Below are 21,428 nucleotides of genomic sequence, written 5' to 3' on the forward strand. Positions count from 1 at the left end.
CATGAAAACGACCATGGCTGCTATCCCGGTTGATTTTACAGGACGCGGTTAAGATCCTGGAAGGGCAAAATTTCAGCGATTGCGCTGCAGGCTGACGTAAAGAACGAAACCGGCACCCTTCATACCGGCCCGTTCCGAGCCGATCTGGTTGGCGGCAAAACCGGCCACCGGGGCGATAAACAGTGTGCTGACGAGCCCGATCCGCAGCATGGTGGTCAGAAATTCTGTGGTGTTGGCGAACATTGTTCTGCTCCAAGTCTCAATAGTTGCGAGGTGCGGCGCAGGCTGCATTGTCAATGCTGACGCAGGGAATTGGCTGACCCGCGACCCAGGAGCGGCTGTGCCGGTCCTGTCGTCCGACCGCAAAGGCTACAGCGCCGGCAATCAACGCGAAGATCAGGCTGATCAGAATGAAGCGGCGTGTAAGAATTGCGATCATGTTGCGGTCCTCTTGTCGTCAGGCTTGCGCCGTTGAATTTGTATGAGGCGATCATGATCCATCGGCACTGAACCGATGCTGAGGAGCACGTTCATCAACCGTTCACAAAGATGAACTGCCTGAGCGGACGGCAGGCAGCATCTGCGTAAACATTTGTCCGAACAACGAAATATGCGCTACACCGTTCATTTCGGCGACGCGCTGCCCTATGTCTGATGCAGACAGAAATCGGAGACGGAATATGGCAGTGCAGAATTCGCCAATAGAGCTTTACTACTGGCCTACACCCAATGGCTGGAAAATAACGATTATGCTGGAGGAACTGGGTGTTCCTTACGAAGTCAAATTTGTGAATATTGGCCGGGGAGAGCAATTCGAGCCGGAATTTTTAAAGATCGCTCCCAATAACCGCATGCCGGCCATCGTTGATCCGGAAGGGCCGGATGGCGAACCGATTTCGGTGTTTGAATCCGGAGCCATACTTCAATATCTCGGCCGCAAATTCGGGAAATTCTACCCGACGGATGAACGTGCGCGTGTCGCTGCCGACGAGTGGCTGTTCTGGCAGATGGGCGGTCTCGGCCCAATGGCCGGCCAAGCGCATCATTTCCGCCAATATGCACCAGAAGAGGTAGCCTACGCCATTGACCGCTACACCAATGAGGTCAACCGCCTTTACGGGGTCATGAACAGACGTCTTGCGGAGTATGAGTATCTGGCGGGCGACTATTCGATTGCCGATATGGCCTGTATCGGATGGGTCATTCCCTTCGAAAGGCAGGGGCAATCCCTGGATGACTTTCTGCATCTCAAGCGCTGGTTTGACGTGATGATGGCCAAACCCGCGGTTCAAAGAAGTCTCGAGGTGGGCAAGGAAGAGCGCGCCAAGCACAATATCGCCGATGACAAGGAGGCACAAAAGGTGTTGTTCGGTCAGCGCGCTCGCTGAACGGTCGCTGTCCGGAATATCAATCAGGCGGCCCGTAGAACGGGCTGCTTAGCTTCTGGTTCCGTTCGGATAGGCGGCTGGTATTTGCCTGTTGCATCGGTGACCGTCGCATGCCACCCCGGCGCTATTTTTTGTTCCAGGTTTGAGACTGGCAGATAAGTCCGCCAAACACACATCCGCTCATCTTCATAGTGGACCCTGAGATGCTTGCCTTACCGGTGTATGTCTTGTCCGTGGCCGGATCTGTAATCTTGCCCTTGTAGCGGCCGCCCGTATTCGCAAGCTTTCCTATGGTGGTGCCGGCATGGCTGCCGGTTTTCAGCTTGACGCAGAAGTTACCGCCGCCACACGGAGCTATCGCTGCAGTCTCGCCCGACTGCGTGCGCCAGTTACCGACAATCGGGTCGGCTGACATTGCGGTGCTGCCCAATACGGTCAGCACAAAGGCGGTTGCGGCAATTTTTTTGAACATGGTTCCTCCAGCAATATGTTGCGTGCATCTGAGCAAAACAAGCTTTACGTATACGTCAATAGAAACTACCCGTAATTACAGTCAACCGGCACTTTTTTAAGGCCAAGTCACAGAAAAAATGATTTGGTCATCGGTCGCCGTGGTTATCAATTGGTTGAATTTGAATCCGTAAAATTTTAGTCAAATTGCACATAAATCCCAGATTGGCGGGATATTCGATGTTTAACAAAAGTTCAAATTTACCAATCATTTGAACTTTATTTGCTTGAAATTAAGCATGCCATTTAACGCCGGATTCAGCCGCCCAAGGCAAACTCCACCTGTCAAAACGAAGCCGGCAAACCGGCGACATGCATAAGCTCTTGGAAGCTTGACAGGGTTAGATCAACATTTGAGACGGGGACTTGAAATGGCACGCTTTGAAATACTGGATCAGCAATTGGCGACTATGGGCGGCGAAGCTGAAGCGGATACATTTTGTGAAATGGGCCTGATGTATGCGGCCGGACGCGATTGTCCGCTGGATTTCGTCGCAGCACACAAATGGCTGAACATTGCAGCGATCAAGGGATCGCAAAGGGCGGCCGAGCTGCGGGCCGATCTTGCCTTGAGCATGAGCAAGACGGATCTCGCTGAAGCGCTTCGCTCTGCACGTGAATGGATGACCATGCACTGACCATCCGGTCTTTGGGTTTTGGCACGCGTGCCGCAAGGGCACGCCCATATCCGACATCGTGAATTCGCCTGATCTCGGCGTTGTGTGAACGCCTCTGAACTCGGCTGAAGTCACGATCCGCGGTTGATGATCTCCGGTAATATGACTGGAGGTCAGAAAATGAAAATCAAGAGCCTTCTTCTCGGCTCCGCTGCGGCAATGTTCGCAGTCTCCGGTGCATCTGCAGCTGACGCAATTATTGCTGCCGAGCCGGAGCCCGTTGAATATGTTCGCGTTTGTGACGCGTTCGGCAACGGTTACTTCTACATCCCGGGCACCGAAACCTGCTTGAAGCTCAGCGGTTTTGTCCGGTTTGATATCAAATTCAACAGCAACAAAGACAGCTACTCGACAAACACTCGTGGCCGTTTGAACATCCAAGCCCGCGAAAGCACCGAGTATGGTGATCTGCATGCCTACGTTCGTATTGAGGGCGATAACAGCCCCGATCTTAACGACAAAAGCTCGTATGATGGTGGCGCTGTTATCGACCAGGCTTATGCTGAACTGGGCGGTCTGATCTTCGGCTACACGGAAACGACCTGGGTAAGCTCCAAAAACGGTGGCAAATCCGGTTTCGGTACACACTCCAGCAGCGGCCTTGCATACGGTTACTCACAGGCCAACCAGATCGGTTACAACCTCACCGGTGGTAACTGGTTTGCATCGATCACAGCCAACGATGATGGCGATACCGCAACCTACATGCCTGACATCACCGGCCGTGTTGGCGGTGTCTTCGGTGGCATGACCATCTACGCGGCAGGTGGTTACGACCAGTCCGCTGAAAACTTCGGCGTCAAGCTCGGCCTCAATACCGACATCGGTGCAGCCGGCAACCTGATCGTTCAGGGTTTCTACGCTGATGGTCCGACCCGCTGGGGTGCAAATGCTGGGCCTGTTGGTGCGGCCACAACCCACACACCTGAGTGGTCGGTTCTGGCTTCATACCAGCACCAGTTCGCACCAAACTTCAAGGGTTCGATCGGTGGTCAGTACTCCTATGACTACTACAACGCTGCCCTTGCCGGCACTGCTCCGATTGCAAGCGCCAGCTCTGGCGTTGATTCCTGGGCGATTGAAGGTGTTCTCGTCTGGTACCCGGTCGACAACCTCGAAGTACGCGGTGAAATTCGCTACACCGATTTCTCCAGCGGAACTCTGGCTGGAGCAGCCTATGGCGGCGGCGACGCAACGACGGGCCTGTTCCGTCTTCAGCGCAACTTCTAAGTTGAGCTGAAGATCGGTAGCCGTTTAAACGGCTACCACTTGTTAAAACCAGTCGACGCCTGGCAGTTCGTACTGCCGGGCGTTTAGTGCTGTCTATAAAAAAATAAACATGTTTACCAATGTGAAACAAACGCAATCGTATAGCTCAATCATTTGGCGATGAAAATTTTAGTAAAATGCTACTGGTTTTTGAGAATATGATGCCACATGAAGATACAAGTACCCTCTTAGACCTCTGGGAACGCTATAGCGACCTGTTGTGGGAAGACAGCAAGCACAAAGAAGCATGCCGTGCGTATATCGATGAAATTCACCGATTCATGCTTTTCAGCGGTTACAAAAAGTTTGACAATGTGTTGTTAGATGAACTGACGATCCATTTTCGCAAAAAGGGAAATCGAAATTCCACGATAAATCGAAAATTTGCGAGCCTCTCCAAAATTCTGCGCAGGCATCATAGAAACGGCGGCCTGGCTCATTTGCCGGAATTCAAAAAACTGCCAGAGCGAAACGCCAGAATCCGCTTTTTAACACGAGAAGAAGAGACCGAGCTCTTCAACCTATTGGGAAAGATCGACAATCATTACATCCAATTGAGCCGGTTTCTGGTTGAAACCGGTGCCCGCATTGGCGAGGCGTTGAAGCTTAATTGGGGTGACATCGACGAAAACTATGTCACCTTCTGGGAAACGAAGTCCTATCGTCCGCGGACCATTCCTATGAGCAACCGCGCAAAAAAGGTAATCAAAGAACAACGAGTAATTTGCGGGTATAAGCCGGGCCCGTTCAGCACTGTTTCATATGCGAAATTCCGCAATGCCTGGAACCTGGCAAAAGAGCAAACCGCCATGCGCGATGACCAGCAAGTTGTTCCACATATCCTGCGCCACACCTGTGCATCACGGTTGGCGCAATCTGGCGTCGACATCAAGCGTATTCAGGAGTTTCTGGGTCACCGGACACTGAGTATGACGTTGCGTTATGCGCATCTGTCACCCAAGCATCTCGATGTCTGCGCGGAAGCACTGAACAAACTAATTCACTGAAATATATGACTATTCGTGATCAATACAGTCAAAATTCAGTACCATTGTAGTAGGTACTTTAGAAATCAAAAAAGAGCCCGGCAGCAAAGCTGCCGGGCTCTTCCAATTACGAAGCTTCTAGGTAGAACTTAGAAGTTGCGCTGCAGACGGAACAGGCCCGTCGTGTTGTCGTTGTTGGCAAGTGCACCACCGCCAGTGAAGGTGGTGTAGCGTACTTCACCGCGCACTTCGAAGTTGTCGACCGGATACCAGACCAACACGCCTTCAACTGCCCAGGAGTCGGTACCAGAGCTTGCGCTTCCAAGCGGAGCATTGCCGGTAACACCTGCTGCGTAGTAGTCATAGGAATACTGACCACCGACCGAACCTTTGAAGTTCGGAGCAAACTGATGCTGATACGATGCAAGAACTGACCATTCAGGTGTCCAAACAGTAAGACCTGCAAACGTAGGCCGGGCGTTAGCACCGTAACGGGTCGGACCGTCAGCATAGAAACCCTGAACGATCAGGTTGCCGGCTGCACCGATGTCGGTGTTGAGGCCGAGCTTGACGCCGAAGTTTTCAGCGGACTGGTCATAACCGGCTGCTGCGTAGATGGTCATGCCACCGAAGACACCGCCGATACGGCCGGTAACGTCTGGCATATAGGTCGCGGTATCACCATCGTCGTTTACGGCAATGTTTGCAAACCAGTTGCCACCGGTGAAGTTGTAACCGATCTGGTTAGCCTGCGAGTAGCCGTATGCAAGACCGTTATCGGAGTGCGAACCGAAACCGGATGCGCCACCGTTTTTGGACGTGACAAAGGTATTTTCTGTGTAACCGAAGACAAGGCCGCCAAGTTCTGCGTAGGCCTGGTCGATAACAGCGTTCGCGTCATATCCAAAAGTGTTGGTTCCAGCATTGTTAGGACCACCATCACCCTGAACACGAATATAGGCATGCAGATCGCCTAATTCGGTGCTTTCGCGGGCCTGGACGTTCAAACGGGCACGAACATTGGTTGTGTACGTATCTGAATTGGCGCCGAAGCTAGCGAAGCCAACGTCCATACGAACAAAACCGCTGATTTTCAGGCAGGTTTCGGTGCCCGGGATGTAGAAGTAACCGTTGCCGAACGCGTCACAGACGCGAACATATTCAACGGGCTCCGGCTCGGCAGCAATGATAGCGTCAGCTGCAGATGCACCGGAGACTGCGAACATTGCCGCAGCGGAGCCGAGAAGAAGGCTCTTGATTTTCATTTTCTGACCTCCAGTCAATTTCTTTAAATGGTCTGGGCGATTGGCTGCGAGGCAGCGTTCCCTGTCCCATCCCCAACTAAAAAGAAGATAAACGCCAATCCGTCCCTCTTCCGAGAGTGAAGATAACGAACGTGATTCTCGAAGCAATGAGGATTTTGGTTTCAACAGGGTGTCCGGGGGACGATGGGGGGTGGCTGTTGCACAAAAGACACGTTTTCACTCACGGAACTGCCCAAACCCTTTACAAGCGTTAATAATTTGACTGGTTTCCGGACGAAAACTTGTAGCTTTCACGGGTGAATTCAGTGCCTCCGGCGCACAAATTATGCACAGTTGATTCTGATTCCGCGCAGGTAGAATCCTGCGCCTCGTCGAAAAGAATACCACTCGGTTCTGCCGGCGCTCTTTCGATGCCATTGTCTGTATCGAAGCTTGTTTTATATCTGGCCGCTGGAATCATCTTTGCGGTTCTTTTGCGCCGGCCTCGCATCTCCAGGGTGCATCCGCTTCCGCTTTCTCGGCGGCCCGCGGCTGAGGGAATGTGAGAGGACGACTTAGATTACATATCTACGAACCAAACCCGGGGCATATGAGCCGCGTGTACTGGCATCGCATTCCATAGGTTGACTGTATTGCGGTATTCGCGTCAACGTGTTCGCCGGACACTCAAGCGCAAATACACCGGTCAGATCGGGCTGCGCGAATCCCACGACAAAAAAAGCGGGCGCTCATTCGAAAAGTCCTTGCACTGCAATGGAACTACCGCTAATTCCAGCTTTACCGGAGAGGTGGCCGAGTGGTCGAAGGCGCTCCCCTGCTAAGGGAGTATACCAGAGATGGTATCGAGGGTTCGAATCCCTTCCTCTCCGCCACGATTATCCGGACGTTCTCCCCGATCAAGCAGCTTCTCCGCTGCCAATGCGCACATGGCCTGATGCTGGCTCAGGAACACGCGGCCGGTCAGATGGCTGAGGAAATCTGCGCGTTCGAGCCTGTCCATGACCGGGCCCTTGATCTCACTCAGGTGAAAGATGACGCCCAGGTTGTCGAGCCGCTCGTTGATGGCCTCCAGCGATTCGAGCGCACTCATGTCGATGGCGTTGACCGCGGGGCACATCAATACGACATGTTCCAGACCCGGCTGCTGGGCGACGAGATCATAAATCCGGTCCTCAAGATAACGGGCATTGGCAAAATAGAGGCTCTCGTCGATGCGGACCGTCAGTACGCGGTCGTCGGTGATGACCTCGTGGCGAAGGACATTGCGATAGTGCTCTGTGCCCGGAACCTGTCCGACGATCGCCATGTGCGGCCGCGACGTCTTGTAGAGATGGACAAGGATGGAGATCAGCACGCCCGCGGTCACGCCAAGCTCGACACCGAGGCCGAGCGTGATGAGGATGGTAGCGCAAACGGCTGCGAAGTCGGCTTTGGAATAGGTCCAGGCTTTACGCAGGATTGAAAAATCGACGAGAGAAAGAACGGCCACGATGATGGTGGCGCCAAGCGTTGCCTTGGGCAGGAAGAATATGAGCGGCGTAAGGAAGAGGGCGGCAAGGGCAAGACCGACGGCCGTGTATGCGCCGGCCGCCGGCGTATCGGCGCCGGCATCGAAGTTGACGACGGATCGGGAAAAGCCGCCGGTGACCGGATAGCCACCGGTGAAGGCCGCACCGATATTGGCAGCGCCGAGACCGATCAGTTCCTGATCAGGATCGATACGCTGGCGCCGTTTGGCGGCTAGTGTTTGTGCCACTGAAACCGACTCAACGAAACCGATCACGGAAATCAGAATGGCCGCGCCGGCAAGATCGCTCCACATCTCAAAGGAAAAGGAGGGAAGGGTCAGCGGCGGCAGGCTTTGCGGAACGTCGCCCACGGTTTTGACGCCGCGATCAGCAAGACCGAAGGCCCAGACGGCCAGTGTAGTCAGGCCGACGGCGGCCACAGGCCCCGCCTTTGCAGCGATGTCGGCGAGGCGCGGGCCAAGGCCGATCCGCCGTAAGAGAGGTTTTAAACCCTTGCGGACCCAGAACAGAAACACCGTCGCCGACACACCAATTGCAACAGTGAACCAGTTTGCCTCAGGCATGTGTTCGACGATCGAGACAACGAGCTCAAAGAGGTTGTGACCGGAGGCATCTATTCCCAGAATGTGTTTGATCTGGCTTGCGGCGATGATGACCCCCGAAGCGGTGATAAAGCCGGATATTACCGGGTGCGACAGGAAATTTGCCAGAAATCCGAGCCGGAAAATGCCGAGCAACAGCAGGAAAGCCCCCGAGAGGAAAGCGAGGGTAAGGGCGGCGGCGACATATTGCGCTGACCCCGGTTCAGCGATCGACCCGATTGCAGCAGCAGTCATCAGCGACACAACGGCAACCGGTCCTACAGCAAGGGCCCGGCTTGTGCCAAACAGCGCATAGAGCAAGATCGGAGCAATGGACGCGTAAATGCCCATCTCGGCGGGCAGGCCGGCGAGCAGGGCATAGGCGAGCGATTGGGGAATGAGCATGATCGTTACGACCACCGCCGCGACCAGATCGTTCGCCAGCGCGTTGCGATCGTAGGTGCGTCCCCAATCCAGGAGCGGGACGTATTGCAGAATCCGGGAAGCGCCGTTATTCGCCATTTATCTTTCCAGGAGTTGGGAAATGCGCCGCGTGCGCCGGCAAAAACACCGGCGAGCGGAACAACAGTTTGCTGTTTCGTCGGACCGTTCAGCCGACCTTTTCAGGTTTTGCCAGCCACTCCTTGCCGCGCAGCATGGCCTTCCAGTAGATCGGCGGAAGGATTTTTTCCTTCAGGAACCAGGCCGCGCGTGTCGGCTTTTGACCATTGATCAGCCAGCCGGGCATGCTCGGCAGCAGCTTGCCGCCATAGCCAAACTCGGCAAGCACGATCTTGCCGCGCTCAACCGTGAGCGGGCAGGAACCGTAGCCGTCATAGTGAGCAATCGATCTGACGCGCCCCATGTCAGCCAAAACATTGTTCGCCACGGTGGGTGCCTGCTTGCGGGCCGCTGCCGCCGTCTTGGCGTTAGGAGCGTTCATCACATCGCCTAGCGACCAGATGTTTTCAAATTTCTTGTGCTGAAGGGTATTCTGGTCGACATCGACCCAGCCTGCCGCATCTGCCAGCGGGCTGACGCGGATGAAATCCGGCGCTGTTTGCGGTGGCACGACATGGATCATATCGAAGCCCGATTCCACTTCGCAGCTGTTGCCTTCGGCATCTTTGGTCTCGAACCAGGCTTTCTTTGCCGGGCCGTCAACGCGTATCAGCCTGTGACCGAACTTCAGGTTTGCGCCGTACCGGTCGATGTATTTCATCAGTGCGGGAACATATTCCTTGACCCCGAAAAGAACTTCGCCGGCGTTGTAAAATTCAATATCGATATTTTCAAGAATTCCGGCGCGCTGCCAGTGATCGGCGGAAAGATAGAGTGCCTTTTGTGGCGCGCCTGCGCATTTGATCGGCATTGGCGGTTGCGTGAAGATGGCCCGTCCTGACTTCAGCGAATTGACGAGTTGCCACGTATAGGGCGCAAGGTCGTAACGATAATTCGATGTTACGCCGTTCTTGCCAACAGTCTCGACGAGGCCTTCAATCCCGTTCCAGTCGAGTTTGAGGCCGGGTGCAACGATCAGGTGTTTGTATTTGACGACATGGCAGCCATCGAGAATGACCGCATTGTTATCCGGCTCAAAGGCAGAGGCGGCGGCCTTGATCCAATGCACGCCCTGAGGGATCAGCGAAGCCATCGTCTTGGCGGTCGTCGGCGCATTGAAAATGCCGCCGCCAACCATCGTCCATCCGGGTTGATAATAGTGAATATCTGCCGGATCTATTATCGCAATGTCCAGATCCGGTGCGCGGGCACGCAGGCTTGAAGCAACCGAAATTCCGGCAGCGCCGCCACCGATGATGACAATGTCGTGGGCGGCGTCAGCCACGTCCGACGGGGTCTTTCCGCCATTGGCGATGCGCCGCACGACACCGGACATATTGTAGCCGGCTTTCCTTGTGGCCTCCATAATTGAGGGAAGGGGAGTGCCGATTGCGCCCTGGCTCAGCGACCAGAGCGTCGCCGAGCGGGTTCCGCTGCGGCAATAGGCAAGCGTCGGCTTTGGCAGCCTTTCAAGAGCGGCGCCAAAATCGGCCGCATCATCATCCCTTACCTTGCCGGACAGGACCGGAATGTAGGAGCACTCGATGCCGGCTTTTTTCGCCGCTTCGCTGATTTCCGAAAATGCCGGCTGGTCGGCGCCTTCTCCGTCCGGCCTGTTGCAGATGATCGAGCGGAATCCCTGTTCGGCGATCGCATCCATGTCCGCCGGCATGATCTGCGGGCTGACGGCCAGCGTGTTGTTGATGTGCTTTATGTTCATTGTCTGTGTCCTGTGTCAGGGCGCGGAACAATTGTCGGGCCGCAGCCGGTGCGGCCCGAGCAAATGCATTAAAGTGCGTTGACGGGTACCTTCAGCATCGGTCGGCCATCTTCGTCGGTCGGCACCTCACCGGCCCGCATATTGACTTGCAGCGATGGGATGATGAGCTTGGGCACATCGAGAGTCGCATCCCGCTCGGTACGGAAACGGACGAATTCTTCCTGCGATTTGCCGCCGCCGACATGGATATTGTTTTCTCTTTCTTCGCCGACTGTTGTTTCCCATTGGATTTCGCGCCCGTCGGGACCGTAATCGTGGCACATGAAGAGACGCATTTCGTCGGGCAGAGTGAGAATCTTCTGGATTGACTCATACAGCGTTGCCGCATCACCACCGGGAAAATCGGCTCGGGCCGATCCGCCATCGGGCATGAACAGCGTGTCGCCGACAAAGGCCGCATCGCCAATTACATGCGTCATGCAGGCAGGCGTGTGACCGGGCGTGTACAAGGCAAGCGCGCGCATCGTACCGATGTCATAGGAATCTCCGTCCCTGAACAGGGCATCAAACTGAGAGCCGTCGCGCTGAAATTCCGTGCCCTCGTTGAATACTTTGCCGAATGTATCCTGGACGACCATGATCTGATCGCCGATGCCGATCTTGCCGCCTAACTTATCCTGAATATAGGGAGCGGCGGACAGGTGATCGGCGTGGACATGAGTCTCGATGATCCACTCCAGCTGGAGATCGTTTTCACGAATGTAGGCAATGATCTCGTCGGCATTGTCATAGGTTATGCGTCCGGCTGCATAATCGATATCCATCACGGAATCGACGACCGCGCAGGCGCGGCTGGCAGGATCCTTGACCACGTAGCTGATTGTGTTGGTAGCGGGATCAAAGAAGGCTTTGACTTCCGGTTTAACAGACATATTGACCTGATAAGACATAGCTTTTTCCTCTTTTACAATCTGCAGCCAGTTCGCGTGGCTGCGTGCATGTGCCGCGCTATGCGCTGGCGGTTTTGAGAACCAGGCTGTTGGCAGAGCGTGCCAGAACGATTCCGGCGATCATCGCGCCCATAAACAAAAACGTGTCGTTGTAGCCGAGTCCAAGGGCCGGTACGGCTCCGCCGGGGCAGAAGCCCGAAATGCCCCAACCGAGGCCGAACAATGCGGATCCGAGGACAAGCCGCCGGTCAACGACCTTGCTGATCGGTACAACGAAATTCGGCTCAAGCAAGGGTCTGCCCCTTAGGCCGAAAACGAAACGGTAGCCGATCGCGGTTGTGACCAGAGCGCCGCCCATCACGAAGATGAGACTCGGGTCCCAGGTCCCGGCAAAGTCGAAGAAGTTGAGAACCTTGGCGGGGTTGGCCATGCCTGAAAGGGCAATTCCGATGCCGAATATCATTCCGATTAGAAGTGCGGATAACATGCGCATTTGTCAGATGCCTCCTACGATGTGCCGGACAACGAAAACCGTTGCCGCGGTCGATGCCATGAAGACGGCTGTCGCGACGATTGAGCGCACCGAAAAGCGGGCCATTCCGCACACGCCGTGGCCGCTGGTGCAGCCGGAGCCGAAAGTAACTCCAACGCCGACGATAAGGCCGCCAACCGTTAACGCCGTTGCGGAAACCGGAACCGAAAATGCGATGGACCCGCCGGCCATCAAATAAAACATCGGCGCCAGGATGGAGCCGGCAAGAAATGCCACACGCCAGGCCCAATCAGGTGAAACAGGCGGCAGCACACCGGCGAGAATGCCTGTCATGCCGGCTATTCGGCCATGGAATGCCATGAGCAATGTGGCTGAAATGCCGATGAGAATGCCGCCGGCCAGCGACAGGTAAGGCGTGAATTCCGTGGTCATTTATCTGACCTCGCAGGTGCTTGCCCCGATGAGGCGATTGAGCGGGCAAAGGAGGAGTGCGGTGGGGATGCGGCAAGCAACGCTCCCATCACCTGGCGTAAGAAGCGGTCGACAGCGCCGATATTGGCAGATTTGATCATCAGTACCCTCCAGATTGTTTATTCGGTTTCAACGCATATATATGCGTAATCTCTAATATTCAATAATTAGAACATAAAAACATTCAAAAAATACGATATGGAGATGCGAAGCCCTTTTTCACAAAAGACACATGCCTTCAGCATCGGTGTCTTGACGCCCGCGTCGCCATGCTGCATGGTCTAAAACATATGAATATATGAATGTATAATTGAGTTAAACTGAAAGCAGCGAATGTTGTCCTGCTTGCATTCATCAAGGAACAGGCATGACCGGAACAAATACGCGCAATTTCAACAAACCACGCATCGAACGGCGCAGCTTTCTTTTGGGCAGCGCGGCCCTGCTCAGCGCCGGGGCGCTATGGCCAATCAGGGCGAGGGCATCGCAACCGCCGGCAATTGAAATTGGATCCAAAACGGTTTCGTCGCTGAGTGACGGCAACCTGGTTCTGCCGATGGACTTCATCTTTCGGGACGTGCCGCAGGACGAACTGCAGGCCCTGTTGAAATCGAACGGCTATGATGCGACCCGGCTTGAGCCGGAATGCAATGTCACCGTTCTGCGAGACGGCGAGCGGCTTGTTCTTTTCGATGTCGGTGCAGGATCGAATTTCATGCCGAGCGCCGGCCGGCTTCCGGCCAGCCTGGAGGAGGCGGGTATTGCACCCGAAGATGTAACCGACGTTGTTTTCACGCACGCCCATCCCGATCATATTTGGGGTTTGCTCGACGATTTCGATGAACTCGCATTTCCCGAAGCGCGGTACCACATGAACCGTACCGAGTGGGATTACTGGCGTGCCGACGACACGCTCGAAAAGACGCCCGATGCGCGCAAGACGTTCGTTATTGGTGCCCAAAACCGGATGGTGGTGCTTGAAGACCAGATTGAGCTGTTCGAATACGGCGCGGAAGTCGTGCCCGGTGTCGAGGCGGTCGACACCGCTGGCCACACGCCTGGACACACCTCGTTTGCGGCCCACGACGGTTCGAATAGCGTAATGATCCTGGGCGATGCTGTAGCCAATCTCATCTCCTTCGAACGGCCTGGCTGGGCGAGCGGTTCGGACCAGGACGCACAAAAGGGCATCGAAACACGTCGACGCCTTCTGGACCGGTTGGCCTCAGACAAAGCGCAGGTCGTCGGCTTCCATCTGCCTGAATCCGGAATTGGAACTGTCGAAACGAACGGCGCCGGCTACCGGTTCATAGCCGGGTAGGGGCCTATTCCGCGGGGCTGCTGCGATGGCCGAACAGGAAGCCGAATGCCGAGCCCTCAACAATGACGCCAAGGCCGATACGCGCACCGATGACGATGCTTACCATGACAATGGGTGCCGAGATTGCCATAACCGACACGGCGCTGACGCCCTGACCGATTGTACATCCGAGCGCGAATATGCCGCCTGTACCCATGAGAAATGCACCAAGCAGGTGGCGGCCGAGTTCGCGTGCGTCATCGCACGCTTCCCAGCGCACATCATCAGCGCGCCAGGCTGCAAACGCTGCGCCCGCCAGAACGCCGACGACGAGCCCCACACCATAGTCGGGAAGCTCCCGTGTCACGGTGACAATCTGCATCATAGTGTCGGACAGCGGCGCGACGAATGAGCCGGCTTCCATTTGCACCGGTTCGAACAGTGTTTCGCTGAACGACGCTGTAATAAACCAGCCTGCCGCAATACAAAGACCGATCACCAATCCGGCAAACACCTTGCCGTGATCCTCCCTGAAAGATGCATCCTTCAAGGACCAGAACAAAAGTGCTGCGCCGATGACAATCGCAATGGCAAGGTTCAAGTCCACGCCGGTGAGTGCTGTTGCCAATGCGCCAATCGATTGGCCGCCGGCGGAGGCCAGATCGATGGACAACGGATCGAAAGCCGCCTCACGGATATGCCCGATAATGCCGCGGCTTGCAGCGAGCGCCGACACGGCCATGGCACCGAGTACCACGAAAGCTCTCAGGCTTCCACCACCCAGACGGATGAGCGCGCCGAAGCCGCAGGTGCCGACAAGTGCCATGCCGAAGCCGAACATCAGCCCGCCGATAATGCTTCCGGCTATGGGAAGGGGTTCTGATAGATAGACACTCTCGGTAACGTCCAGCCAACTCATACGGATCATGGCCTGTGTCACGATAAGGGCCACCGCGGCCGCAAGCACCCATGATCGAATACCGGTACTGTCACCGGCGTACCAGTGCCGTTCGAGCGACGACATGGTGCAGAAGTGATTGCGGCGTGCGACATAGCCCATCACACATCCGACAATAAGGCCGGCCACAGACAGACCCCAGGGGTTATCGATACCGAACAGTTGCTCCTCCCAGACCCCGTGCAAGTACCGTCAAACCGTCTATTGAGCCGGCCTCAAATAGCCGGGTATCGGTTCGGGCTATCGCACCGGTTTGCAGAACAGTTCGTAGAGCGTCTCCACAACTGAAGACACTTCCTGGTCTGCTATGCTGTAAAATATCATACGCCCGTCACGACGTGCCGTTACCAGGCGATCGAAGCGAAGGCGTGCAAGCTGCTGTGAAACGGTTGCCTGAGGCATGGACAATATGTCTTCGAGATCGGAGACCGATTTCTCGCCCTCCGACAGGATGCACAATATGAGAAGGCGTGTCTCGTGCGAAAGCGCTTTCAAGAGCTCGCTGGCCTTGCGCGCCTGCTCGAGCAGTGCCTTCATGTCATTTTCATCCATGTCCGGTTTCAGTTTCGGAAGTGACATGTCCGTGTCCGTTTCGTTGCCGCGAATTGAACGCAACATATATATCATTGGATATATTTTATCCAGTCGGTCGACCGAAGGCGGCTGAATTGTCATTGCGGCAGTTTCTCCAGCATTTCCGCCAACAGAACCCAGAAGAATTCATCGCCTGCGTAGCCACGCATCCGGCCGATCTCCTCGCCGTCGTTGATCAGTACAAATGTCGGTGTGAAAGCCTCGCGCGCGACAAATTGCAAATCGTCCGGCCACTTCTCGTCAATGTCGACGCGGCGCAAGGGCGCCAGTTTGGATTCGTCGGTCTTTGGATAGATATCGCCGATTTCCTCATCCCAGCGCTCGCACCAAACACACCCGTCCTGCTCAAGCATGAGCAGTTCGGCGCTCCACGCCGATGGCATGAAGGAAAAAAGATAAACGGTCGCGAAACCGATGTATGAAAGGGCTTTTTTCGGCATGTGACCCGGCTTTTTCATTAGCGTGTTTGCAATATATACGAAAAACTGCATATTTAAACAGAAACCTGTTCACAATCCGAATGGGTGGTTTTCAAGGCGAGGAAATAAAGAGTGTTGGATGTAGGATTTGGCGCGGCTTTTGTCGCAGGGCTCTTGTCGTTTGTCTCGCCATGCGTGCTGCCGATCGTGCCCCCGTATCTTGCCTATCTTGCCGGAATCAGCTTCCAGGAACTGAGCGATGAGAGCCTCGAGCGTGACACCGCCAGGCGCATCATGTTGTCTTCCGTTCTGTTTGTTGCCGGCTTTACAACCGTGTTCGTGGCACTCGGCGCGACGGCCAGCGTCATAGGGCAGTCTCTGGCGCGGTATTTTGACACACTCTCGATAATGGCCGGCATCCTGATCATCATAATGGGTCTTCATTTCCTCGGCGTTTTCCGCATCGGCCTGTTGTATCGCGAAGCGCGGGTTGATGTGCAGCGCAAGCCTGCCGGGCTCATTGGCGCGTATGTCATGGGCCTTGCATTTGCCTTCGGATGGACGCCCTGCGTCGGACCGGTGCTCGCCGCAATTCTCTTTGTCGCCGGTGCCGAGGATACGATTTTCCGTGGTGCCGGACTGCTGGCGACGTATTCGCTTGGCATCGGAATACCGTTCATCCTGGCAGGCGCCTTCGCGGGCCGGTTCATAGGCTGGGCGAACCGGTTCAAGCGCCATATGCACAAAATCGAAATCTCAATGGGCGGGTTGCTGGTCGTGACCGGCATCCTGTTCATCACCGGTCAGATGCAGATCATCGCCCAATGGCTGCTTGAGACGTTTCCGGGCTTTGCCAATATCGGATAGGAGGTAACCCCGTGTTTTATAAATTCATTGTTTCTATATTTATCAGCCTGATGCTCGCTATGCCGGTTTCGGCGGCCTCGGTGGGCGAGGACGGTCTGCACAAGCAGGACTGGTTCTCAATTACCTTCAAGGACGTCGGCGAGGACATCGAAACGGCGCGTGAGAGCGGCAAGCGGCTTGCGATTGTGTTCGAACAGCGCGGCTGCATCTATTGCGCCAAAATGCACGAGGAACTGCTGAGCGATCCCGAAGTCGCCGACTATATCAAAGCCAATTTCAACGTCGTTCAGTTCAACATGTTCGGCGACGAGGAAGTAACCGATATCGACGGCGAGGTGCTGACTGAAAAGACAGCCGCGCGCAAATGGGGCGTTGTCTTCACACCGACGATTCTGTTCTTGCCCGACGAGGCTCCGGCCGAAGGCAATGCCGCTGAAGTCGCCGTCGCCAAGATGCCTGGAGCATTTGGCAAGTGGACATTTTTGAATATGTTCCGTTGGGTCAATGAAAAGGGCTACGCGGGCGAAGAGCACTTCCAGAAATACCACGCGCGCATCATTGACGAGCTTCGAAAAGCCGGCCGGCTAGGCGCTGAATAGTCTTGATTCACACGAAACATTCAAAAAATCATATTTATGGATTGATTGTTCGCCCGATATTGTTTAGGAAGATTCTAGGGTATTGGAAACTGTTGGAGGCAGGTTCTTTTTATCCAAACAACAAAAACGAACAAATGCGTTGATTCGCAATTGGGGGAGGAGACCGACAGCATGTCTGTAAGATCAATTCTATCACGAGCGTTGCTGATTACTGCATTGCCCACATTTGCATTTGCGGGATCGGTTAACCCCGATGATGTTGTTTTCAAGGACGATGTCGTTGCTGTTTCGCTCACCGGAACTGCCGGCGATCCGGCTAAAGGCCGGGAGATATTCGCCAACCGCAAGCTGGGCAACTGCCTTGCTTGTCACATCAATGCGGATCTGAACGAGCAGCTGTTCCACGGTGAGGTCGGACCGCCCCTCGATGGCGTGGCGGATCGCTGGGAAGAGCCTGAACTTCGGGCGATCATGATCAATTCGAAAGTTGTTTTTGGTGACGAAACCATCATGCCGTCCTTCTATCGGTTGAAGAACGGAGTGCGGACCGCGGAGAAGTTCCAGGGCAAGACGATCCTGACGGCCGAGCAGGTTGAGGACGTCATTGCCTATCTGCGGACCCTTAAAGAATAGCTGCGGCAAAAGGAGATCAAGTATGAAGCTGACCAGACGAGAAACGATGTCGTTCTCGGCCGGTGCGATTGCACTGATGATTGCAGGCGCACGCACTGCTCCGGCAATGGCAGGGGCAGGCGAAACGGATGCCGCCGTCATGGCGTTTTCCGGTGGTGCCCAACCCGAAGCCGGCGTCATCACGCTGAAGGCGCCGGAAATTGCGGAAAACGGCAATACGGTTCCCGTTTCCGTGAGCGTCGACAGCCCGATGACCAAGGATGACTATGTGGAATCGGTAGCGATTTTTGCCGAAGGCAATCCCAACCCGGAAGTTGTGACGTTCAATTTCACGCCGCGCAGCGGTGAAGCTGCCGCGACGACCCGCATGCGGCTTGCCAAGACGCAAAACGTTGTGGCCGTTGCCAAGACGAGCACCGGAAAAGTTTACATCGACAAGCGCGAGGTCAAGGTGACCATCGGCGGTTGCGGCGGTTAACGGCTTTAGAGGAAAAGAAAATGGCATCAGCAAAACCACGCGTAAAAGTCCCCAAGAAAGCCTCCGCTGGCGACGTCATCACCATCAAGACCCTTATCAGTCACAAGATGGAATCCGGTCAGCGCAAGGACAAAAAGGGAGAGGTCATCCCGCGGCAGATCATCAACAAGTTCGAATGCTTCTTTAACGGCGAGCCTGTTTTTTCCTGCGACATCGACCCGGCCATATCCGCCAATCCCTATTTCGAGTTCTCAGCCAAGGTGGATGAACCCGGCACGTTCAAGTTCGTTTGGACGGATGACGACGGCAGCGTCTACGAAACGGAAAAAGCAATAAAAGTAAACTGACCGCTTTCGTTCGGAATTATTGAATTGCCGGATGCAGTGAGGTGCTTCGGCGGGAGGGATAAAAATGAAACTGATAAACAAGGGCGTGTTGGTCTGTAGCGTGGTCGCTGCATCCATGGCAATCACGGCATCCGCTCAGGCTGGACCTGACGAAGACGAACTGTCAATCGAAGGTGAGAAAATCACCACATTCGTAGAAGGCAAGGATGATGGTCCGCTAACCGAGGTCTATTCCGGCTGGCGTTTCCGCAGCGATGAGACGCAGGCGCTGCAGATGGATGACTTTGAAAATCCCGCATTCGTCGCTGTGGATCAGGCGTTGGATCAGTTCGAGACCGTGGAAGGGGCCGCGGGCAAGTCCTGCGCATCCTGTCACGAGGGCGGTCCTGAGGAATTCGAAGGTCTGCGTGCCGCACTGCCACGATGGAATGCCAGCACCGGCAAGCCCGAGACGCTGGAGCACATCATCAACGAGTGCCGCACCGAACGCATGCAGGCAGACCCATGGAAATGGGAAGCCAAGGAAATGCTCAACATGACGGCGCTGATCGGCCTGCAGTCCAGGGGCGCGCCGGTCAAGGTGCAAACCGATGGCGAGATGACCCCATGGTATGAAAAAGGCAAGGAGCTTTATTATACCCGCGTAGGCCAGCTCGATATGTCCTGCGCAAACTGCCATGAGGACAACTACGGAAACATGATCCGCGCCGACCATCTGAGCCAGGGCCAGACCAACGGCTTCCCGGTCTACCGGCTGAAATGGGCGGGCCTTGGATCCATCCATCGTCGTTTCAAGGGCTGTATGCAGAACATCCGGGCGACACCTTACAAACGTGGCTCCGACGAGTTCATCGCTCTTGAGCTTTACGTTGCCTCGCGCGGCGAAGGACTTGCAGTCGAGACACCCGCTGTACGCAACTGATCCATCATGGGGGCGGCGTTTGAAGGCAAACGCCGCCCTTTTTATATCCAAATTCGGGAATTATTGGTGGTTTTCACCAAAATCCCGCCAATCGCAGGAACGCAGAAATGTTTTCAAGACGTGATTTTCTCCAGTGGGCAGCCGTGGCGGCTGCGACAACCGGCTACACCAGCGGGCTGACCCGCGTTGCGGCCCAGCAGAAAATCACCCAGGACGATCTGCTCAAATTCGACGCAAAGGGCAATGTTACCCTGCTGCATTTCACCGATGTGCATGCACAACTCAAGCCGATCTATTTCCGCCCTCCGTCTGAAAATTTCGGCGTCGGCGCGTTTGAAGGCATTCCACCGCATCTGGTTGGAAAACAGTTCCTGAAACATTTCGGCATCGCCGAAGGTTCGCCGCTCGCCTATGCCCACACCATGGTCGATTACGTCAATATGGCCCGCGCCTACGGACGGCTTGGCGGCCTCGACCGCACGGCAACGCTCGTCAAGGCGATCCGTGCCGAGCGCGGCGACGACAAGGTTCTGTTCCTCGATGGCGGCGACACCTGGCAGGGCTCCTACAGCTCGCTCAAGACGCAGGGCCAGGACATGGTCGACTGCATGAAGCTTCTGAAGCCCGACGCAATGGTCGGCCATTGGGAATTCACCTTCGGGGAGGAGCGCGTCCTCGAACTGGCCGACGAGATGGGTTACCCGTTCCTCGGCGGCAATGTCTTCGACACCGAATGGGACGAGCCGGTTTTCGAACATACGGCCCTTTTCGAAAAGGGCGGCCACAAGGTCGCTGTCATCGGACAGGCCATGCCCTATACGCCGATTGCAAATCCGCGCTGGATGATCCCCAACTGGTCCTTTGGTATCCGTCCGGAGGTGCTTCAGGAAAATGTCGATGCCGCGCGCGACGAGGGTGCCGAGATCGTTGTTCTTCTTTCCCACAACGGTTTCGACGTCGATCAGAAACTTCCGACAGTGGTCAGCGGCATTGATGTCATCCTGACCGGCCACACGCATGATGCGGTACCGGAAGCCATTAAAATCGGCAAGACGCTTGTCCTGTCTTCGGGTTCGCACGGCAAATATCTCGGCCGGGTGGATCTCGACGTGAAAAACGGCGAGGTGGTCGACTACAACTCAACGCTGATCCCGGTCTTTTCGGATGTGATTATGCCCGACCCGGAAATGGCGGCGAAAATCGATGAGGTGAGGGCGCCCTACGAGGCGGAATGCAGCCGTGTCATCGGCAAGACGGAAGGGCTTTTATACCGGCGCGGCAATTTCAACGGCACCTGGGACGATCTGATCTGCCAAGGCATGATTGAGGAACGCGACGCCGAACTCTCCTTCAGCCCGGGATTTCGCTGGGGCACGACACTTCTTCCCGGTCAGGACATCACCGTTGACGAACTCTACAACCAGACCTCGATGAACTATCCGTCGGTCTACCGTCTCGAATTCACCGGCGCCCAGGTCAAGGAGATTTTGGAAGACGTTTGCGACAATCTGTTCAACAAGGACCCGTTCTTCCAGCAGGGCGGAGACATGGTCCGGGTTGGCGGCATGGGTTACACCTGCGCACCGAAGGAAAACATCGGCAGCCGCATTTCCAACATGACCATGTTGAAGACCGGCGAGCCGATCGACCCGAACCGCAGCTATGTCGTTGCCGGTTGGGCATCGGTGAATGAAGGTGTCGAGGGTCCCGCAATCTACGACCTGATGGAAAATTATATCAGCCGTCTTGGCACCGTGAACCTGCCTAAAAACGATGCGGTCAAGGTCGCGGGCATGTAGCTGCGGTCCTCAAACCGATCGGTTACCGGATTTGCGCCTGAACGATGCGGCTGTCCGCATCGGCAGCCAGCCCGAATAGGGGTGCCGTTTGCGCTCGTTTTCCGGTTGCCGA

General features: G+C 55.4%; 23 protein-coding genes, 1 tRNA gene and 1 pseudogene. 13 read left to right on the forward strand and 12 right to left on the reverse strand.

The features are described from left to right. Positions 1-72 precede the first annotated feature (72 nt). The gene (locus ABVT35_RS06495; RefSeq protein ID WP_368465466.1) at positions 73-243 is read right to left on the reverse strand and encodes a hypothetical protein; all 171 of its coding nucleotides are present in this window, start codon (positions 241-243) and stop codon (positions 73-75) included. A gap of 16 nt (positions 244-259) precedes the next feature. Next, a complete protein-coding gene (locus ABVT35_RS06500; protein ID WP_368465467.1) occupies positions 260-439 on the reverse strand; it encodes a hypothetical protein in 180 nt (59 codons plus the stop codon). A gap of 241 nt (positions 440-680) precedes the next feature. Here ABVT35_RS06500 and ABVT35_RS06505 point away from each other — a divergent pair, with 241 nt between their 5' ends. Then, positions 681-1,388 carry a glutathione S-transferase N-terminal domain-containing protein gene (locus ABVT35_RS06505; protein WP_368465468.1) on the forward strand — a complete coding sequence of 236 codons (708 nt, stop codon included), beginning with the start codon at positions 681-683 and terminating at the stop codon, positions 1,386-1,388. A 124-nt stretch (positions 1,389-1,512) separates the two neighbouring features. On the opposite strand, the gene ABVT35_RS06510 is transcribed toward ABVT35_RS06505, so the two are convergent. Continuing rightward, positions 1,513-1,860: a DUF2147 domain-containing protein gene (locus tag ABVT35_RS06510; protein ID WP_368465469.1), complete on the reverse strand. Its 348-nt coding sequence runs from the start codon at positions 1,858-1,860 to the stop codon at positions 1,513-1,515. A 409-nt stretch (positions 1,861-2,269) separates the two neighbouring features. Here ABVT35_RS06510 and ABVT35_RS06515 point away from each other — a divergent pair, with 409 nt between their 5' ends. The 3 genes from ABVT35_RS06515 (at position 2,270) to ABVT35_RS06525 (ending at position 4,851) form a co-directional block, all read left to right on the forward strand. Beyond that, positions 2,270-2,536, forward strand: coding sequence for a sel1 repeat family protein (locus ABVT35_RS06515; RefSeq protein ID WP_368465470.1), 267 nt, complete (start codon positions 2,270-2,272; stop codon positions 2,534-2,536). A 159-nt stretch (positions 2,537-2,695) separates the two neighbouring features. Beyond that, positions 2,696-3,805, forward strand: coding sequence for a porin (locus ABVT35_RS06520; protein WP_368465471.1), 1,110 nt, complete (start codon positions 2,696-2,698; stop codon positions 3,803-3,805). 176 nt (positions 3,806-3,981) lie between these two features. Beyond that, a complete protein-coding gene (locus ABVT35_RS06525) occupies positions 3,982-4,851 on the forward strand; it encodes a tyrosine-type recombinase/integrase (RefSeq protein WP_368465472.1) in 870 nt (289 codons plus the stop codon). A gap of 128 nt (positions 4,852-4,979) precedes the next feature. On the opposite strand, the gene ABVT35_RS06530 is transcribed toward ABVT35_RS06525, so the two are convergent. Beyond that, complete coding sequence (locus ABVT35_RS06530) at positions 4,980-6,095, reverse strand: porin (protein ID WP_368465473.1); 1,116 nt, start codon at positions 6,093-6,095, stop codon at positions 4,980-4,982. Between the two features lie 782 nt (positions 6,096-6,877). Here ABVT35_RS06530 and ABVT35_RS06535 point away from each other — a divergent pair. Next, positions 6,878-6,967: transfer RNA gene (locus tag ABVT35_RS06535), tRNA-Ser, on the forward strand. 44 nt (positions 6,968-7,011) lie between these two features. Here ABVT35_RS06535 and ABVT35_RS06540 read toward each other — a convergent pair. The 5 genes and pseudogenes from ABVT35_RS06540 to ABVT35_RS06560 form a co-directional block, all read right to left on the reverse strand. After that, positions 7,012-8,727: pseudogene (locus ABVT35_RS06540) on the reverse strand (SulP family inorganic anion transporter); the annotation flags it as partial. Between the two features lie 88 nt (positions 8,728-8,815). Next, complete coding sequence (locus ABVT35_RS06545) at positions 8,816-10,486, reverse strand: TIGR01244 family sulfur transferase (protein ID WP_368465474.1); 1,671 nt, start codon at positions 10,484-10,486, stop codon at positions 8,816-8,818. Positions 10,487-10,554: 68 nt separating this feature from the next. After that, on the reverse strand, positions 10,555-11,436 hold the full coding sequence (locus ABVT35_RS06550) for an MBL fold metallo-hydrolase (protein WP_368465475.1): 882 nt from the start codon (positions 11,434-11,436) through the stop codon (positions 10,555-10,557). 58 nt (positions 11,437-11,494) lie between these two features. Continuing rightward, positions 11,495-11,929, reverse strand: a complete 435-nt coding sequence (locus tag ABVT35_RS06555; RefSeq protein ID WP_368465476.1) for a DUF6691 family protein — start codon at positions 11,927-11,929, stop codon at positions 11,495-11,497. 3 nt (positions 11,930-11,932) lie between these two features. Beyond that, the gene (locus ABVT35_RS06560; RefSeq protein ID WP_368465477.1) at positions 11,933-12,361 is read right to left on the reverse strand and encodes a YeeE/YedE family protein; all 429 of its coding nucleotides are present in this window, start codon (positions 12,359-12,361) and stop codon (positions 11,933-11,935) included. Positions 12,362-12,767: 406 nt separating this feature from the next. On the opposite strand from ABVT35_RS06560, the gene ABVT35_RS06565 reads away from it, so the two are divergent. Next, entirely contained in the window at positions 12,768-13,721 is a 954-nt protein-coding gene (locus ABVT35_RS06565) for an MBL fold metallo-hydrolase (RefSeq protein ID WP_368465478.1), read from the forward strand. Between the two features lie 4 nt (positions 13,722-13,725). Here the strand turns inward: ABVT35_RS06565 and ABVT35_RS06570 are convergent, their stop codons facing one another. From ABVT35_RS06570 to ABVT35_RS06580, 3 genes are all read right to left on the reverse strand, one after another. Continuing rightward, positions 13,726-14,760 carry a YeeE/YedE family protein gene (locus ABVT35_RS06570; RefSeq protein WP_368465479.1) on the reverse strand — a complete coding sequence of 345 codons (1,035 nt, stop codon included), beginning with the start codon at positions 14,758-14,760 and terminating at the stop codon, positions 13,726-13,728. A gap of 138 nt (positions 14,761-14,898) precedes the next feature. Further along, positions 14,899-15,237 carry an ArsR/SmtB family transcription factor gene (locus ABVT35_RS06575; protein ID WP_368465480.1) on the reverse strand — a complete coding sequence of 113 codons (339 nt, stop codon included), beginning with the start codon at positions 15,235-15,237 and terminating at the stop codon, positions 14,899-14,901. 92 nt (positions 15,238-15,329) lie between these two features. Beyond that, on the reverse strand, positions 15,330-15,710 hold the full coding sequence (locus tag ABVT35_RS06580) for a transcriptional regulator (RefSeq protein WP_368465481.1): 381 nt from the start codon (positions 15,708-15,710) through the stop codon (positions 15,330-15,332). A 93-nt stretch (positions 15,711-15,803) separates the two neighbouring features. On the opposite strand from ABVT35_RS06580, the gene ABVT35_RS06585 reads away from it, so the two are divergent. The 7 genes from ABVT35_RS06585 (at position 15,804) to soxB (ending at position 21,316) form a co-directional block, all read left to right on the forward strand. Continuing rightward, a complete protein-coding gene (locus ABVT35_RS06585) occupies positions 15,804-16,538 on the forward strand; it encodes a cytochrome c biogenesis CcdA family protein (protein WP_368465482.1) in 735 nt (244 codons plus the stop codon). A 50-nt stretch (positions 16,539-16,588) separates the two neighbouring features. After that, on the forward strand, positions 16,589-17,137 hold the full coding sequence (locus tag ABVT35_RS06590; RefSeq protein ID WP_368466288.1) for a thioredoxin family protein: 549 nt from the start codon (positions 16,589-16,591) through the stop codon (positions 17,135-17,137). A gap of 171 nt (positions 17,138-17,308) precedes the next feature. After that, entirely contained in the window at positions 17,309-17,770 is a 462-nt protein-coding gene (gene soxX / locus ABVT35_RS06595) for a sulfur oxidation c-type cytochrome SoxX (protein WP_368465483.1), read from the forward strand. Between the two features lie 22 nt (positions 17,771-17,792). Further along, on the forward strand, positions 17,793-18,248 hold the full coding sequence (gene soxY / locus ABVT35_RS06600; RefSeq protein ID WP_368465484.1) for a thiosulfate oxidation carrier protein SoxY: 456 nt from the start codon (positions 17,793-17,795) through the stop codon (positions 18,246-18,248). A gap of 20 nt (positions 18,249-18,268) precedes the next feature. Beyond that, on the forward strand, positions 18,269-18,595 hold the full coding sequence (soxZ, locus tag ABVT35_RS06605) for a thiosulfate oxidation carrier complex protein SoxZ (RefSeq protein ID WP_368465485.1): 327 nt from the start codon (positions 18,269-18,271) through the stop codon (positions 18,593-18,595). 64 nt (positions 18,596-18,659) lie between these two features. Further along, a complete protein-coding gene (gene soxA / locus ABVT35_RS06610) occupies positions 18,660-19,517 on the forward strand; it encodes a sulfur oxidation c-type cytochrome SoxA (protein WP_368465486.1) in 858 nt (285 codons plus the stop codon). A 107-nt stretch (positions 19,518-19,624) separates the two neighbouring features. Further along, positions 19,625-21,316: a thiosulfohydrolase SoxB gene (gene soxB / locus ABVT35_RS06615; RefSeq protein ID WP_368465487.1), complete on the forward strand. Its 1,692-nt coding sequence runs from the start codon at positions 19,625-19,627 to the stop codon at positions 21,314-21,316. The last annotated feature ends 112 nt before the right edge of the window (positions 21,317-21,428 follow it).

Source organism: Hoeflea sp. TYP-13 (assembly GCF_040932035.1).
Classification (GTDB): Bacteria; Pseudomonadota; Alphaproteobacteria; order Rhizobiales; family Rhizobiaceae; genus Hoeflea_A.

What these genes read in the sequence shown, in the direction of transcription:
- ABVT35_RS06495 (WP_368465466.1), bottom strand. Translation starts at nt 243, where the DNA reads ATGTTCGCCAACACCACAGAATTTCTGACCACCATGCTGCGGATCGGG.
- ABVT35_RS06500 (WP_368465467.1), bottom strand. Translation starts at nt 439, where the DNA reads ATGATCGCAATTCTTACACGCCGCTTCATTCTGATCAGCCTGATCTTC.
- ABVT35_RS06505 (WP_368465468.1), top strand. Translation starts at nt 681, where the DNA reads ATGGCAGTGCAGAATTCGCCAATAGAGCTTTACTACTGGCCTACACCC.
- ABVT35_RS06510 (WP_368465469.1), bottom strand. Translation starts at nt 1,860, where the DNA reads ATGTTCAAAAAAATTGCCGCAACCGCCTTTGTGCTGACCGTATTGGGC.
- ABVT35_RS06515 (WP_368465470.1), top strand. Translation starts at nt 2,270, where the DNA reads ATGGCACGCTTTGAAATACTGGATCAGCAATTGGCGACTATGGGCGGC.
- ABVT35_RS06520 (WP_368465471.1), top strand. Translation starts at nt 2,696, where the DNA reads ATGAAAATCAAGAGCCTTCTTCTCGGCTCCGCTGCGGCAATGTTCGCA.
- ABVT35_RS06525 (WP_368465472.1), top strand. Translation starts at nt 3,982, where the DNA reads ATGCTACTGGTTTTTGAGAATATGATGCCACATGAAGATACAAGTACC.
- ABVT35_RS06530 (WP_368465473.1), bottom strand. Translation starts at nt 6,095, where the DNA reads ATGAAAATCAAGAGCCTTCTTCTCGGCTCCGCTGCGGCAATGTTCGCA.
- ABVT35_RS06545 (WP_368465474.1), bottom strand. Translation starts at nt 10,486, where the DNA reads ATGAACATAAAGCACATCAACAACACGCTGGCCGTCAGCCCGCAGATC.
- ABVT35_RS06550 (WP_368465475.1), bottom strand. Translation starts at nt 11,436, where the DNA reads ATGTCTTATCAGGTCAATATGTCTGTTAAACCGGAAGTCAAAGCCTTC.
- ABVT35_RS06555 (WP_368465476.1), bottom strand. Translation starts at nt 11,929, where the DNA reads ATGCGCATGTTATCCGCACTTCTAATCGGAATGATATTCGGCATCGGA.
- ABVT35_RS06560 (WP_368465477.1), bottom strand. Translation starts at nt 12,361, where the DNA reads ATGACCACGGAATTCACGCCTTACCTGTCGCTGGCCGGCGGCATTCTC.
- ABVT35_RS06565 (WP_368465478.1), top strand. Translation starts at nt 12,768, where the DNA reads ATGACCGGAACAAATACGCGCAATTTCAACAAACCACGCATCGAACGG.
- ABVT35_RS06570 (WP_368465479.1), bottom strand. Translation starts at nt 14,760, where the DNA reads ATGGGCTATGTCGCACGCCGCAATCACTTCTGCACCATGTCGTCGCTC.
- ABVT35_RS06575 (WP_368465480.1), bottom strand. Translation starts at nt 15,237, where the DNA reads ATGTCACTTCCGAAACTGAAACCGGACATGGATGAAAATGACATGAAG.
- ABVT35_RS06580 (WP_368465481.1), bottom strand. Translation starts at nt 15,710, where the DNA reads ATGAAAAAGCCGGGTCACATGCCGAAAAAAGCCCTTTCATACATCGGT.
- ABVT35_RS06590 (WP_368466288.1), top strand. Translation starts at nt 16,589, where the DNA reads ATGCTCGCTATGCCGGTTTCGGCGGCCTCGGTGGGCGAGGACGGTCTG.
- soxX (WP_368465483.1), top strand. Translation starts at nt 17,309, where the DNA reads ATGTCTGTAAGATCAATTCTATCACGAGCGTTGCTGATTACTGCATTG.
- soxY (WP_368465484.1), top strand. Translation starts at nt 17,793, where the DNA reads ATGAAGCTGACCAGACGAGAAACGATGTCGTTCTCGGCCGGTGCGATT.
- soxZ (WP_368465485.1), top strand. Translation starts at nt 18,269, where the DNA reads ATGGCATCAGCAAAACCACGCGTAAAAGTCCCCAAGAAAGCCTCCGCT.
- soxA (WP_368465486.1), top strand. Translation starts at nt 18,660, where the DNA reads ATGAAACTGATAAACAAGGGCGTGTTGGTCTGTAGCGTGGTCGCTGCA.
- soxB (WP_368465487.1), top strand. Translation starts at nt 19,625, where the DNA reads ATGTTTTCAAGACGTGATTTTCTCCAGTGGGCAGCCGTGGCGGCTGCG.